Origin of the sequence: Amycolatopsis kentuckyensis (assembly GCF_002155975.1) — a bacterium.
Classification (GTDB): Bacteria; Actinomycetota; Actinomycetes; order Mycobacteriales; family Pseudonocardiaceae; genus Amycolatopsis; species Amycolatopsis kentuckyensis.
Map to the genome: position 1 here is coordinate 1 of NZ_MUMI01000303.1, position 14,019 is coordinate 14,019.

The 14,019-nt window shown below is 72.8% G+C and carries 10 protein-coding genes; 1 reads left to right on the top strand and 9 read right to left on the bottom strand.

Annotated features, from left to right (window positions below; all coding sequences use genetic code 11):
* Nucleotides 1–169: 169 nt before the first annotated feature.
* From proB to CCN39_RS27410, 5 genes are all read right to left on the bottom strand, one after another.
* Nucleotides 170–1,279 (bottom strand): glutamate 5-kinase, encoded by a 1,110-nt coding sequence (gene proB / locus CCN39_RS27390; RefSeq protein WP_086846670.1) that lies wholly within the window; start codon nt 1,277–1,279, stop codon nt 170–172.
* Nucleotides 1,276–2,733: a GTPase ObgE gene (gene obgE / locus CCN39_RS27395; protein WP_086846672.1), complete on the bottom strand. Its 1,458-nt coding sequence runs from the start codon at nt 2,731–2,733 to the stop codon at nt 1,276–1,278. The genes proB and obgE overlap by 4 nt, the downstream gene beginning before the upstream one ends.
* Before the next feature lie 109 nt (nt 2,734–2,842).
* Complete coding sequence (rpmA, locus tag CCN39_RS27400; protein WP_086846674.1) at nt 2,843–3,100, bottom strand: 50S ribosomal protein L27; 258 nt, start codon at nt 3,098–3,100, stop codon at nt 2,843–2,845.
* Nucleotides 3,101–3,140: 40 nt separating this feature from the next.
* Complete coding sequence (rplU, locus tag CCN39_RS27405) at nt 3,141–3,455, bottom strand: 50S ribosomal protein L21 (protein ID WP_003067132.1); 315 nt, start codon at nt 3,453–3,455, stop codon at nt 3,141–3,143.
* Nucleotides 3,456–3,620: 165 nt separating this feature from the next.
* Entirely contained in the window at nt 3,621–6,521 is a 2,901-nt protein-coding gene (locus CCN39_RS27410) for a translation initiation factor IF-2 N-terminal domain-containing protein (RefSeq protein WP_086846676.1), read from the bottom strand.
* A gap of 549 nt (nt 6,522–7,070) precedes the next feature.
* On the opposite strand from CCN39_RS27410, the gene CCN39_RS27415 reads away from it, so the two are divergent.
* Entirely contained in the window at nt 7,071–8,498 is a 1,428-nt protein-coding gene (locus CCN39_RS27415) for a S8 family peptidase (RefSeq protein ID WP_086846678.1), read from the top strand.
* 156 nt (nt 8,499–8,654) lie between these two features.
* On the opposite strand, the gene CCN39_RS27420 is transcribed toward CCN39_RS27415, so the two are convergent.
* The 4 genes from CCN39_RS27420 to CCN39_RS27435 all read right to left on the bottom strand — a co-directional run.
* Complete coding sequence (locus CCN39_RS27420) at nt 8,655–9,476, bottom strand: ABC transporter permease (RefSeq protein ID WP_086846680.1); 822 nt, start codon at nt 9,474–9,476, stop codon at nt 8,655–8,657.
* Entirely contained in the window at nt 9,477–10,283 is an 807-nt protein-coding gene (locus CCN39_RS27425; protein ID WP_086846681.1) for an ABC transporter permease, read from the bottom strand. It abuts the gene before it with no gap.
* Nucleotides 10,283–11,239, bottom strand: a complete 957-nt coding sequence (locus CCN39_RS27430; RefSeq protein WP_086846683.1) for an ABC transporter ATP-binding protein — start codon at nt 11,237–11,239, stop codon at nt 10,283–10,285. Before CCN39_RS27430 ends, CCN39_RS27425 begins: the two co-directional genes overlap by 1 nt.
* Nucleotides 11,240–11,269: 30 nt before the next feature.
* Nucleotides 11,270–14,019, bottom strand: a 2,750-nt coding sequence (locus CCN39_RS27435; RefSeq protein WP_086846685.1) for a phosphodiester glycosidase family protein, incomplete at its 5' end; no start/stop codon positions are given.

The following is a 14,019-nucleotide window of genomic DNA, read 5'->3' on the forward strand; positions in this document are numbered from 1 at the left end:
GCGCTCTCGGCCGAGAGCGCCGACCAACGGCGGCATCACCCGTGATCAGAGACGGATCTCGCGTGATTGAAGGCGGGTCTCGCGTGATTAGAGGCGGAACTCGCGTGATTAGAGGCGGAACTCGCGTGATTGGAGGGGCAACTCGCGTGATTGGGGAGCCGACACGGGGTCAGCGGCGGAGGGGGACCAGGTCGTCGGCGTGGACTACCTCGCGGCGTTGCTCCTCCGGGAGCTCCGGGGTTGACCGGCCGATCAGGTCCGGGAGCTCTGTCGCGTCGAAGGCCACCACTCCGCGGGCCACCGGGCGGTCCTTCGCGTCGACCAGGTCGACGACGTCGCCCGCCTGGAAGTCGCCGTCCACGCCGGTGATCCCCGCGGCCAGGAGGGAGCGGCGGCGGCGGACCACCGCCGTCACCGCGCCGTCGTCGAGGCGGAGCTTGCCCGTCGTGTCCGCCGCGTAGCCCAGCCAGAACCTGCGGGCCGACAGGCGGGTGTCCGCCGGGGCGAACGCTGTGCCCGGGGAAGCCGAAGTCAACGCCGCCGAGGCTTCCGAGGCCGCCGCGAGCAGGACCGGGATGCCCGCTCCCGCCGCCGTCCGGGCCGCCGCGAGCTTGGACACCATGCCGCCCGTTCCCAGGCCCGAGCTGGACATGCCGACCGAGATTCCGTCCACATCGGACTCGGAGAGGACCTCCGTCAGCTTGCGGGTCGCGCCGCCGCGGGGATCTCCGTCGTACAGGCCGTCCACATCGGACAGCAGGATCAGCGCGTCGGCGCCGATCAGGTGGGCCACCAAAGCCGCCAGGCGGTCGTTGTCGCCGAAGCGGATTTCCTCGGTCGCCACCGTGTCGTTCTCGTTGACCACCGGGACCGCGCCGAGCGCCAGCAGCCGCGAAAACGTCCGCTGCGCGTTGCGGTAGTGCGACCGGCGGACGACGTCGTCGGACGTCAGCAGCACCTGCCCGACCGTCAGCGAATACCGGCCGAACGACTCGGCGTAGGCGTGCGCCAGCGCCAGCTGCCCGACGCTCGCCGCTGCCTGCTGCGTGGCGAGGTCACGCGGCCGCTTGCCCAGCGAGAGCGGGGCCAGCCCGGCCCCGATCGCGCCCGAGGACACCAGCACGATCTGGGCTTCCCGGGCGACGCGCTCGGCGATCGCGTCGACCAGCGCGTCCAGCCGGGCCACGTCCAGCCCGCTGCCCGCGCTGGTCAGCGCCGACGAGCCGACCTTGACCACCAGCCGCCGCGCGGCGGCGATGGCTTCGCGCGTGCCGCTCACTCCTCGACGTCCAGGTCGTCCTCGAACTCGTCCGAGCCCTCGCGCCGGATCCGGCGGGCTTCCTTGCGCTCGGTGGCGCCGACCCGGTCGGTGCGCTCCAGCCGGACGTCGGTGCCGCGCCCGGACAGGTGGACCGCCACCGAAGGCGTCGACGGCTCCCACTCGAACTGGACGTCGCCGACCGTGACGGGGCTGCCGGGCTTCGCGCCGAGCTTCGCCAGCTGGTCCTCGACGCCGAGACGGTTGAGCCGGTCGGCGAGGTAGCCGACGGCCTCGTCGTTGGCGAAGTCGGTCTGGCGGATCCACCGCTCCGGGCGGGCGCCGCGGACGATGAACGCGCCCTCTTCCTCGGGGTCGACCTCGACGGTGAAGCCGGAGTCGTCGACGGCCAGCGGCCGCAGGACGATCTTCTCCGGCTCCAGCACCGGCTGCGCCTCGCGGTACTTCTCGACGATGGCGGCCAAAGCGAACGTCAGCTCGCGCAACCCCTTGCGCGACGCCGTCGAAACCTCGAACACCTGGAGGCCACGGGCTTCGAAGTCCGGGCGGACGAACTCGGCGAGCTCGGCCGCCTCCGGGACGTCGATCTTGTTGAGGACGACCACGCGCGGACGTTCTTCGAGCTTCCCGCCGAGACTCGGCGTGTACTTCGCGAGCTCCGCCTCGAGAGCGTCCACATCGGACAGCGGGTCGCGGCCCGGCTCCAGCGTCGCGCAGTCGACGACGTGCACCAGCACCGCACAGCGCTCGATGTGGCGGAGGAAGTCCAGGCCCAGGCCCTTGCCCTCGGACGCGCCGGGGATGAGGCCGGGCACGTCGGCCATCGTGAACACCGTGTCGCCGCCGGTGATGACGCCGAGGTTCGGCACCAGCGTGGTGAACGGGTAGTCGGCGATCTTCGGCTTGGCCGCGGACAGCACGGAGATCAGCGACGACTTGCCGGCGGACGGGAACCCCAGCAGGCCGACGTCGGCGACCGACCGCAGCTCGAGCGTCAGGTCGCGGCTTTCGCCCGGCTCGCCCAGCAGCGCGAACCCGGGCGCCTTGCGGGCCTTCGACGACAGCGCGGCGTTGCCGAGCCCGCCACGGCCGCCCTGGGCGGCGACGAACGTGGTGCCGGGACCGATCAGGTCGGCCACCATCTCGCCGTCCTCGGTGAACACGACGGTGCCGGACGGCACCTTCATCACCAGCGTCTCCCCCGCCGCACCGGCGCGGTTGCTGCCCTGGCCCATCTTGCCGTTGCCGGCTTTGGCGTGCGGGCGGAAGTGGAAGTCGAGCAGGGTGTGCACGTTCGGGTCGACGACCAGCAGGACGTCGCCGCCGTTGCCGCCGTTGCCCCCGTCCGGGCCGCCGAGGGGCTTGAACTTCTCGCGGTGCACCGAGGCGCAGCCGTTGCCCCCGTCACCGGCGGTCAGGTGGATGACCGCACGGTCCACGAACCGGGACGCCATGACTTTGCCTCACTTCACTCAACGACAACGTAGTAAACAAAACAAACGAGGGGTGGCACCGGATATTCCGGCCCCACCCCTCGTCAGAGGTCTAGACAGAAGCCGAAACTCAGGCTTCCGACGGCACGATGTTGACCGTCTTGCGGCCACGCTTCTCGCCGAACTGGACCGCACCGGCGGCCAAGGCGAACAGCGTGTCGTCGCCGCCACGGCCGACGTTCACGCCGGGGTGGAACTTGGTGCCGCGCTGGCGGATCAGGATCTCGCCCGCGTTGACTTCCTGGCCACCGAAGCGCTTGACGCCGAGGCGCTGCGCGTTCGAGTCACGACCGTTGCGGGAGCTGGACGCACCCTTCTTGTGAGCCATAGCTCAGTCCTCTTTCTGAAAAACGAAGATCCGGAAGCCCTTACAGGGAGATGGCGGTGACCTCGACGCGGGTCAGCTTCTGCCGGTGACCCTGGCGCTTGTGGTAGCCCGTCTTGTTCTTGAACTTGTGGATCCGGATCTTCGGACCCTTGGTCTGCTCGACGACCTTGCCGGTGACCGAGACCTTCGCCAGCGCGTCGGCGTCCGTGGTGACATCGCCACCGTCGACGTACAAAACGGCGGGGAGGATGTGCTCGGTGCCCGGCTCGCCCTCGAGCTTCTCGACCTCGACGACGTCGCCGACGGCCACCTTGTACTGCTTGCCGCCGGTCTTGACGATCGCGTACGCCGACACGGAAGTCTCCTGCATTACTCGACAATGGGTGGGGGCTCCGCGCGATCGGCCCACCTGATGGAACGGCGGTCCTGGACTCGCGCAGACAACCTGCTCTGGTGGCAGGCCGTACTACAGGTTACGTGGGGTGCCCCGGTGCGTTACCACCGGGGTCCCCCTAGTTGTTCACTTGCTCTGGTCGGAGGCGTGCACCGGCGGGCCCGCCGGCCGCGACGCCGCCCGGCGCGGACGGCGCCGGGTGGAGCGCACCGCCGGTTCGGGCACGCTGACCTCGGCGTCGGTGACCGGCTCCTCCACCGGCTCCGGAGCCGAGGACCGTTCGACCTCGGGCTCCTCGTCCTGCGGCACCGGCACCTCGTCGGCCATGGTGGTCACCGGCGTGCCGGCGACCTCCTGGGCGGGCTCGGCGGGCGGCTCGGCCGCCACCGGCGTCTCGTCCGCCTCCGTGGTCGCCGGGACGTCCGCGACCTCCCTGGCCGGCTCCGGGGCGAGCCCGTTGCCGTTCAGCGCGCCGTGGTCGTGCTCCTTGGCGGCCTTAGAGGCGTTGGCCACCGCCGCCACCGCGGACGCGATCGACTCGCGCCGCTCCGGCGGCGGAACGGCGTGGACCTCGGCCTTGGCGGCTTCGGCCTGCTCCTTGGCGGCCTCCTCGCCCTTGCCGCGGCCCCGCGACCGGCGGGAGCTCTTCTCCCCGCCGCCGCTGTTGCCGCCGCCGTTGCCGTTCCCGCCCTGCGACGGCGAGGAGCCGCCGCTCGTGCGCTGCACCTCGGTCGAGACGAGCACGCCCCGGCCCTTGCAGTGCTCGCACGGCGTCGAGAACGCCTCCAGCAGGCCCGTGCCGATCTTCTTGCGGGTCATCTGCACCAGGCCGAGCGAGGTGACCTCGGCGACCTGGTGGCGCGTGCGGTCGCGGCCGAGGCACTCGGTGAGGCGGCGCAGCACCAGCTCGCGGTTGGACTCGAGCACCATGTCGATGAAGTCGATCACGATGATGCCGCCGATGTCCCGCAGCCGGAGCTGGCGGACGATCTCCTCCGCCGACTCCAGGTTGTTGCGGGTCACCGTCTCCTCGAGGTTGCCACCCGAACCGGTGAACTTGCCGGTGTTGACGTCGATCACCGTCATCGCCTCGGTGCGGTCGATGACCAGGTAACCGCCGCTCGGCAGCCAGACCTTCCGGTCGAGGGCCTTGGTGATCTGCTCGTCGATCCGGTGGTCGGCGAACGCGTCGCCGGTGCCGGTGTAGCGCCGGAGGCGCTCGGTGAGCTCCGGGGCGACGTGGCTGACGTAGCCGTTGATCGTCTCCCAGGACCGGTTGCCCTGGATCTCCAGCTTGGTGAAGTCCTCGGTGAAGAGGTCACGCACGACCTTGACCAGCAGGTCCGGCTCTTCGTAGAGCATGGTCGGCGCGCCGCCCTTCTTGCCGGAACCGGCGGCGGCCTTCTCCTTGATGACGTCCCACTGCGCCTTCAGGCGGTCGACGTCGCGGCCCAGCTCCTCCTCGCCGATGCCCTCGGAGGCGGTGCGGATGATGACACCCGCGTCCTCCGGGACGATCCGCTTGAGGATGTCCTTGAGCCGGCGGCGCTCGTTCTCCGGCAGCTTGCGGGAGATGCCGGTGGCGCCGCCCGCGGGGACGTACACGAGGAAGCGGCCGGGCAGCGAGATCTGCGTGGTCAGCCGGGCGCCCTTGTGCCCGACCGGGTCCTTCGTGACCTGGACCAGCACGGAGTCGCCGGTGGACAGCGCCTGCTCGATCTTGCGGGCCTTGCCCTCCAGGCCGGCGGCGTCCCAGTCGACCTCACCGGCGTACAGCACGGCGTTGCGGCCGCGGCCGATGTCGATGAACGCGGCCTCCATGCTCGGCAGCACGTTCTGGACGCGGCCGAGGTAGACGTTGCCGACGATCGAGCCGGAGCCCGACTGCGTCACGAAGTGCTCGACGAGGACGCCGTCCTCCAGCACCGCGATCTGGGTGGAGTCGCCGTGCTCGGCGACGACCATCGTGCGCTCGACCGACTCGCGCCGGGCCAGGAACTCGGCCTCGGACAGGATCGGGGCGCGACGGCGGCCCGCCTCGCGGCCGTCCCGGCGGCGCTGGCGCTTCGCTTCCAGGCGGGTCGACCCGCGGACGCTGCGCACCTCGTCGCGCGCCGGGCGCTCGGGCTGCTCGGCCTTCGCCTGCCGGACGTGCGTGACGGTGTTGGGCGGGTCGTCGGTGGTCTCGGCGGTGTCTTCGCCGTCCGAGCCCTTGCGGCGACGACGGCGGCGGCGACGGCGGGTGCCGCCTTCACCCTCGTCGGCGTCGCTCTCGGCCTCCGAAGACGACTCAGCGGCGTCCTCGGCCTCTTCGGTGTCCGCTTCGGGCTTTTCGTCGCCGGTGCGGCCCTTGCGGCGCGGCTGCTCCTCGACCTGGTCGTCCTCGGCCTCGGCGGTCTCGTCGCCGCCCTCGGCGCCCTTGCCCCGGCCACGGCCGCGACGGCCCCGGCGGCGGCGACGGCGGCTGCCGGCGTCGTCGCCGTCTTCGTCGGCCCCGGCGTCGGTGCCCGGCGTGGTGTCCTCGGCCTCGTCCTCGGCGACCTCGGGCTCGGGGCGCGACGGCGGCTCCGCGAACGGGTCGGCCGGCTTGCGGGCCGGCTTGGCGGCGGGCTCGGCCGGCTCCGGCGGCAGGAAGACCGGCGACGGCGCGGCGAACACCGGCAGGTGCGCGCGGGTCTTCTGGCGCGGCCGCGGCTTCTCGGCCTCGGCGACCGGCACCTCGGGCACCGCCGGGCGGGTCTCGGCGGGCTGCGCCGGCTCGGCGGGCTCGGCCGCCGTGTCTTCGGTCTCACCGGGCGCGAAGGCCTCGGCCACCTTGAGCGCCACTTCCCTGGTCACGCTCGACTGCGCGCTGCGCACGCTTTCGCCCAGCTCGGCGAGCTTCGCGAGGACGTCCCGGCTGTGCGATTCCAGCAGCTTGGCCAGCGCGTGCACCCGGATCCGGGGCGGCAGGTCGGCCAGCGGGCCGCCCGTGGGTGTGGCGGGATTCCCGCCGGTGTGCTCGGCGGGTGTTTCCGCGTTCGACATGTGTCTCCTCCGCCCCCGGGCGCGTCTGCCGGTTCGCACCGGCAGGGACGCGGCCGCGCAGGGGCCCCTTTCTGTTCGTTCCGCCGTGGTGGTCACCAGCGGCGGGAATCCTTGCCCGACAACCGGGCGCCGCACCACCGCTTCCGGTGGGGCGCAACCCGGCCTAAGGTCTGCTCGGCGGCGTGCTTGGCCAGGCTTTCGCGGCCCCCGGGCCGCCTGCCACGTCGTCCAGCCGCCCGGTTCGCGGGCGGCGACGCGCGTCACGCTGTTCATGCACATCACCGGGCCACAACGCCGCAGGCAGCACCTCTCACGTGCGCCCCGCGGCCCAGCGGCCACCCCGAGTATCCCACACCGGGTGACCACTCCGGTGTACTCGGTACCTCCCGCAGGCACCCGGGCGCGCCGTACCGCCCCCGCGCACCCCACGGCCGGGGGAACTTCGCCGCAGCGCTTGTCCGCCGGGCACGGGGTGGCTACGGTGCGGCTCGGGGTGACCGGGATCTCGCGCGCCGGCACCCGCGGTTCCTGCATCCGGTGGGAGGTCCGGTGTCCCTGCTGGCGCGGCCGCTGCGAGCGGCCGTGTGCACCGTCCTGGTGCTTTCGGGATGCGTCACCGCCGGTCCGGCGGTGGCAGCCGAGCCGGGCTGCGCCCACGGCCGGGCCCTCCGCTACGTCGTCGCCTTCGACCGCGGCACGACCGAGGCCGCGGCCCGTTCGGAGATCGACGGCGCCTGCGGGACCACCACCGTCTACTACCCGCAGATCGCCGTCGCGGTCGCCACCTCCGGCGACCCGGGTTTCGGCGAGCGGATCGGGCTCGACCGGGCGTTCAGCGCGCAGGCCGAGCGGCTGGCCGCGCAGCGCGCCGCCGAGGTCAAGCCGCAGCCCGCGCGGGCCACGCTGCCCGCGACCGATCCGGCTCGCGTCCCCACCGCCGACCTGAGCGGGCAGCAGTGGGACATGCGGATGATCGACGCCCCGGGCGGCTCGGCGGGTTGGGCCGGCCGCCGGGACGTCGTCGTCGGGGTGCTCGACTCCGGGATCGACCCGGACCACCCGGACCTGAGCGACGCCATCGACCCGGACGACTCCGCCGGCTGCCTGACCGGCGCGCCCGACCGGTCGCCGTCGGCGTGGGAGCCGACGACGTCGGTGCACGGGACGCACGTGGCGGGGATCATCGCGGCGGCCGACGACGGGCGCGGCGTGACGGGTGTGGCGCCCGGGGTGCGTGTGGCGTCGGTGAAGGTGATCGACGATCGCGGTTACGCCGCCCCGGAAGCCGCGGTGTGCGGGCTGATGTGGGCTGCCTCACGGCACCTGCGGGTGACGAACAGCAGCTTCTTCGTCAACCCGTGGTCGCTGTCGTGCATCCGCGGCAACGACCGCGGCGTGGTGCACGAGGTGCTGGCCCGCGCGGTCGAGTACAGCACTGCGGCGGGCACGTTGAACGTGGCGGCGGCGACGAACGAGGCCGTCGATCTGACGCCGTCGGCGCGTTCGGGGGCGCGCGGGGCGAGCAGCGGGTGCGAGGCCCTGCCGGCCGGGCTGCGGGACGTCGTCGCGGTGTCCGCCGTCGGCGCGGACCGGGTGAAGGCGGGGTACAGCTCGTACGGACTGGGCGTGATCGACGTCACCGCGCCCGGCGGGGAGACGGGCGAGTGCGTGCTGTCGACGGTGCCGGGCGGGTACGCGCCGCTGTGCGGGACGTCGATGGCGGCACCGCACGTCACCGGGGTGCTGGCGCTGCTGGCGTCGGCGGCACCGGAGGCCCGGCCGCGGCAGCTGCGGCGGACGCTGGAGGCCCAGGCGATGCCGATGCCGTGCCCGGCCGACTACGACCTGACCGGGGACGGGCTCCAGGACGCGTACTGCGCGGGGTACGAGGGGTACAACGGGTTCTACGGGCACGGGATGGTGCACGTTCCGGCGCCTGCCGCCGTGCCGGGCGGGCCGCCCGACCAAGCCCGCTGACCCCGCTCGGGTCGTGAGCGAGACCGGATGTCGCGTGATCCGGGACGGAACTCGCGTGATTGAGAGCGGGACTCGCGTGACTGGGGACGGGACTCGCGTGATCCGGGACGGGACTCGCGTGATTGAGAGCGGGACTCGCGTGATTGGGGACGGGACTCACGTGAGGAGGAGTTTGGCGATCCGGCGCGTCGATGCCCACAGGCCCAGGACGCCCAAGGCCAGCAGGTAGGCCAGGTTGATCAGCATGCCGCCGGAGAGGAGGCCCGTGGCGAGGCCGCGCATCAGCTCGATCGCGTGGTAGAGCGGGAGGCAACGGACCACCCACTGCAGCGGCTCGGGGTACACCGACAGCGGGTAGAACGTCGTCGCGAAGAGGAACATCGGCGTCAGGCCCAGCTGGATGTAGTCGAACTGGGCCGTCGACCGCAGGAACGTCACCAGGGCCATGCCGATCGCCGAGAACGCCAGGCCCACCAGGAGCGCCGCCGGGACCATCAGCAGGGCCCACCACGACGCCAGCAGGCCCATCGCCGCCGCGATCGCGAGGAACGCCACCGCGTAGATGCCGCCGCGGGTCATCGCCCAGCCGATTTCGCCCAGCGCCACGTCCAGCGGGCCGATCGGGGTCGCCAGCATCGCGTCGTACAGCTTCGCGTAGCGCAGCTTGAAGAACAGGTTGTACGTCGATTCGAAGACGGCACCGTTCATCGCCGACGTCGCCAGCAGGGCCGGCGCCACGAACGCGACGTAGCTCATCGGCTGCCCGCCGGGGCCCGTCACCTCGGTGACCAGCTTGCCGAACCCCAGCTGGAACGCCAGCAGGTAGAGGAACGGCTCGACCGCGCCGGACAGGAAGATCAGCCAGTTGCCGCGGTAGACCATCACCGAGCGTTCGACGAGCATGCGGGCGCGGCCCGCGTACAGCGCCGGCGGCAGGATGCGCAGGAACAACCCGGCGCGGGCTTCGACCGTCGTCATTCAGACCACCAGCCTCCGGTAGAAGGCCCGGTGCGCGAGCACCCACCCGGCCGCGAACAACGCCGCCAGCACGGCGATGTGACCGAGCATCGCCCAGCCGCCCACGCCGCCGATGCTCACGCCGCGGGACAGCTGCGTGCCGTGCCACAGCGGCGAAAGCCAGGCCAGCCAGCGGATCGCGCCCGGCAGCTGGGCGATCGGGAAGAACGTGCCGGAGAACAACGTCATCGGCATCACGACGAACCGGAAGATCAGCCCGAAGCGCTGGCCTTCGTCGAACGTCCGCGCGGCGAGGGCGGCCATCGGCGCGGTGCAGGCGAGCCCGGTGACGGTGCCGGCCAGGATCACCAGCAGCACCCCTGGCCCGGTCCAGGCGCCGAAGAACAGCGCGACGAACGCGTAGATCGCGCCCGCCAGCGTCAGGCGCAGGGCCGACCAGATGAGGTGCCCGCCGAACACCTGGCCCGGCGACACCGGCGTGGCCGTGACGGCCAGGTATTCCTTCTGCCACTTGAACCCGGACAGCACCGGGTAGCTCGATTCGCCGAACGCCTGCTGCGCCGCTCCGGCGGCCAGCAGCGCGGGGGCGATGTACTGCAGGTACGACAGGCCGCCGGTGACCTCGCCCGGCCGCACCTGCGAGCCGAACCCGAGCCCCATCGCGGCCAGGAAGAGCACCGGCTGCAGGCCGGTGGAGTACAAAGTGGACAGCCAGTGCCGGCGGTACCAGGTCCAGCGCCCCTCGACCTGCAGCCAGGCGCCGTGCCATTTGCCGACCACCCGGCCGGTCGATTCCACGGTCGTCATCAGTCCACCAGTGTCCGGCCGGTGAGCCGGAGGAAGACGTCCTCCAGCGAACTGCGGCGCACCAGGCTCGACAGCGGCCGCACCCCGCGGGAATGGGCACGCTCCAGGGTGTCCTCGCCGTCGTCGCTGTACAGCAGCACCCGGTCCGGGAGCACCTCCACGCGCTCCGCCAGGCCCGCCACCTGCTGGGCCGCGGACACCTGCTCCCCCGACGCGAACCGCAGCTCGACGACCTCGCGCGTCGAATACCGCCGGATCAGGTCGGCCGGCGAGCCCTCCGCCGCGATGCGGCCGTGGTCCATCACCACCAGCCTGTCGCACAGCTGCTCGGCTTCGTCCATGTAGTGCGTCGTGACGATCAGCGTCGTGCCCTGGGCCTTGAGCCGGAACAGCCGATCCCACAACAGGTGGCGGGCCTGCGGGTCGAGGCCCGTCGTCGGCTCGTCGAGCAGCAGCAGCTCGGGGTCGTTGACCAGCGAGCGGGCGATCGTCAGCCGCCGCTTCATGCCGCCCGACAGCGGGTCGACCTTGTCACCGGCCCGGTCGCTCAGCTGCGCGAACTCCAGCAGCTCCTCGGCCTTGCGCCGCGCCGCCGGGCGCGACAGGCCGAAGTAGCGGCCGTAGACCACCAGGTTCTCAAGGACCGTCAGCTCGACGTCCAGGTTGTCCTGCTGCGGCACCACGCCCAGGCGCGCGCGGATCCGCGGCCCGGCGACCTCCGGGTCGAGGCCGAGCACGCGGAGGTCACCGTCCGTGCGGGGCGACACGCACGCGATCATCCGCATGGTCGACGACTTGCCGGCGCCGTTCGGGCCGAGGAAGCCGAACGCCTCCCCGCGGCGCACCTCGACGTCGATCCCGCGCACGGCTTCGAACTCGCCGAAGCGCTTCACCAGTGCCTTGGCCTGCACCAGTGCCGGTTCCCGGTCCTCCGATTCGTCCACGCTTCGCACCATAGAACCCACCACCGACAAAAACCGAGCGGATTAGCCCCGGACCGTGACCACCAGCGTCTGAGAGACGCCGTTGACCAGCACGGACAGCCGCGCGACACCCGGCCGCAACGCCGTCAGCACGCCGGAAGCGGGGTCGAACGCAACGACGCCCCGGCCGACCTGCCAGTCCGCGCTCACCGGGTAGGACACCGGCACCTCCCGCGTTCCTTGCCGCAGGGAAGCGTGCACCTCCGCGCGCTCGCCCGGCGCCATCGACGACGGGCCGGTGAGCGAAAGCGAGTCGACGTTCGGCCGCGTCTCGAACCGAACCGGCCGGTCGCGGTCGGCCGGGTCCACGCGCAGCAGCGTCCAGCCGACGAACCCGCCGTCGCCCGGCGCGGCCGCGGGCGCCTTGCCCGAGTTGCCGTTGACCAGGTACGGCACGCCGTCGACCCGCGACAGCGAGAAGACGCCGGCGTGCGAGGCCACCGCGGCGGCCGGCTTGCCGGAGGACTGTTCGAACCCGGTCAGCCACCGGGTCAGGAGGGCCGCCTCCTTCCGGTCCGCGAGCTGCGAGTTCCCGGTCGGGCTCGGATCCTGCACGGGGTGGTGCATGGCGACGACGACCCCGCGGACCGACCGGTCGCGCGCCGCGGAGTCGAGCGCCGACCGCAGCAGCCGGACCTGGTCGAACCCGCCGGCCCGCAGCGAGCCGCGGGAGGAGTCCAGGAGCACCAGCCGGATGCCGTGGACGTCGGCGACCTGGTGGGTGGCCCCGAAGGCGGCCTGGAAGTTCGCGAGGCCGTTGCCGCCTTCGGCCTCGTGGTTGCCCGGGACGTAGTACCAGGGCACCTTGCCGTCGAGCTCGTCGGTGATCACCTGCCGGGCCAGCACGAAGTCGGGCGCCGTGCCGCGGTCGACGAAGTCGCCGTTGATCAGCACCAGATCCGGTTTCGCCGCGACGGCTTCGCGCAGCGCCCGCCGCGCCTGGGCGACCAGCGGCCCCGCCGGGTCGTCCGCGGTGAACTGGGCGTCGCTGACCACCGCGACCCGCAGGCCGCCGGCCAGGACGCCGTCGGTGACCAGCGCCGGGTCGTGCGGGGCCGGATCGGCGGGCACGGCCGCCGTCGGCGCCACCTCGAAGGTCAGGTCGTCGAAGACCAGCCGGCCGTCGTACTGCTGGTCCGGCACGTTCTCGACGGCGTAGAAGCGCGCCAGGCGCTGTCCCGCCGGGAGCCCCGCCGGGATCGCGGCGGTGACGTACCGCCAGCCCGTCCAGTCGACGCTCAGCGAAAGGTCCACAATGGACGCCACGTTCGCCGCGTCGCGCAGTTCCGCACGCAGCCACGCGCCCTTGCCGTCACCGTCGACCCACAGCCCGATCTTCTGCGTGCCCGGCGGAACGGGCAGCGCCGACGACGGCGTCACGTAGGCCGCCCTCGTCGCGGTCGTGCCGGTCAGCCGGTAGTCCAGCGCGAGCCCGGCACCGCCGTCGCGGCCGGGTGCCGCGGAGAGCGCGGCGCCGACGACGGCCGGGAACACCGTGGCCGCCCAGCCCGCCGGACCGTCCAACGGCGACGCCACCTGCGCCACCGTGCCCACCGACGCGGCCAGGTGCGTGGTCAGGCCGGCTGCCGAAGCGGTGATCGCCGAAGCGCCGGAGGACGTCAGCGCGGTCACCGCGTAATCGTCCCCCGACGGCTCGACCCGCACCACCGAGTGGTCGTAGTCGAGTTTGACGTCGTCGGGTTCGAGCCAGGTGCCGTAGCCGTCGGCGTCGTAGCCGTAGACCTTGAACGTGCTCCGCGCGCCCGCGCCCGACAGCGCGACCTGCTCGGTGCTCGTGCCGAGCCGGACCGGCTCGCCCAGCACCGAAAGGACCGTCTTCCCGGACGCCCGGCCGGACCGCGCCAAGACGTCGACGGCACCCGCGCGGTGGCCGGTGACGACGCCGCGCGTCACGGTCGCCCGCCCAGGATCCGACGTGCTCCAGCGGGGATCGGCCGCCACCGCCGTGCCGGTCTCGTCGTGGCCGTCGGCGACCAGGTGCCGGCTCAGCCCCGACAGCACGCGGTTCGCGCCGTCCGCCGCCACGGCGGGTGCCGGGGCGAAGCCGGTGAGCTTGCCGCTGCCCGCCACGGTGGCGAAGCCGATCCCGTTGGGCACCAGGCGTTCCCCGCCGTCGGACGGCGAGTTCCGGACGCTCGGCGCGGCTTCGCCCTCGGTGCGCGCCAGCAGCGTCGACGACCCGCCGCCGTCGAGGTTGACGGCGTCGTCGGCGCCGAGGTTCTTCAGGTGCCGGGCGAGTTCGAGCTCGGTCATCCCGCGGCTGTCGGCCTGCCGTCCGTCCACCGTCGCCAGCCACAGCTTCCGGCCGTCGGCGGAGAAGCCGACCGCGGTCCGCGGGTGCATGGCGACGTTGTCGACCGGCTGCACGACGCCGTCGCGGAGCAGGACTTCGTTGCCGCCCACGGCGACCGCGATCTCCCCGGCGTCCGAGCGCGGCGCGAAGGTGACCCCGACCGTGTCACCCGGCTGCAGCGCGGCGAGCGCGTCCGCCCCGGCTTCGCGGGCCAGCAGCAGGGTGGTGCCCGCCGCGATCGGGCCGTCCGCCGGCTGCTCGCGCACGGCGGTCACGACGCCGTCGCGCAACTCGGCTTCGCGCACCCGGGAAGCGCCCGCCACCGACGTCCGGCGGCTGGCAGCGCCCCACAACGGCGTGTAGACGCCGAGCGCATCGGTGCCCAGGACCGGGCTGTTGAAGTTGGTCGCCTGCACCGTGCCGCCGGGCAGCGTCACGC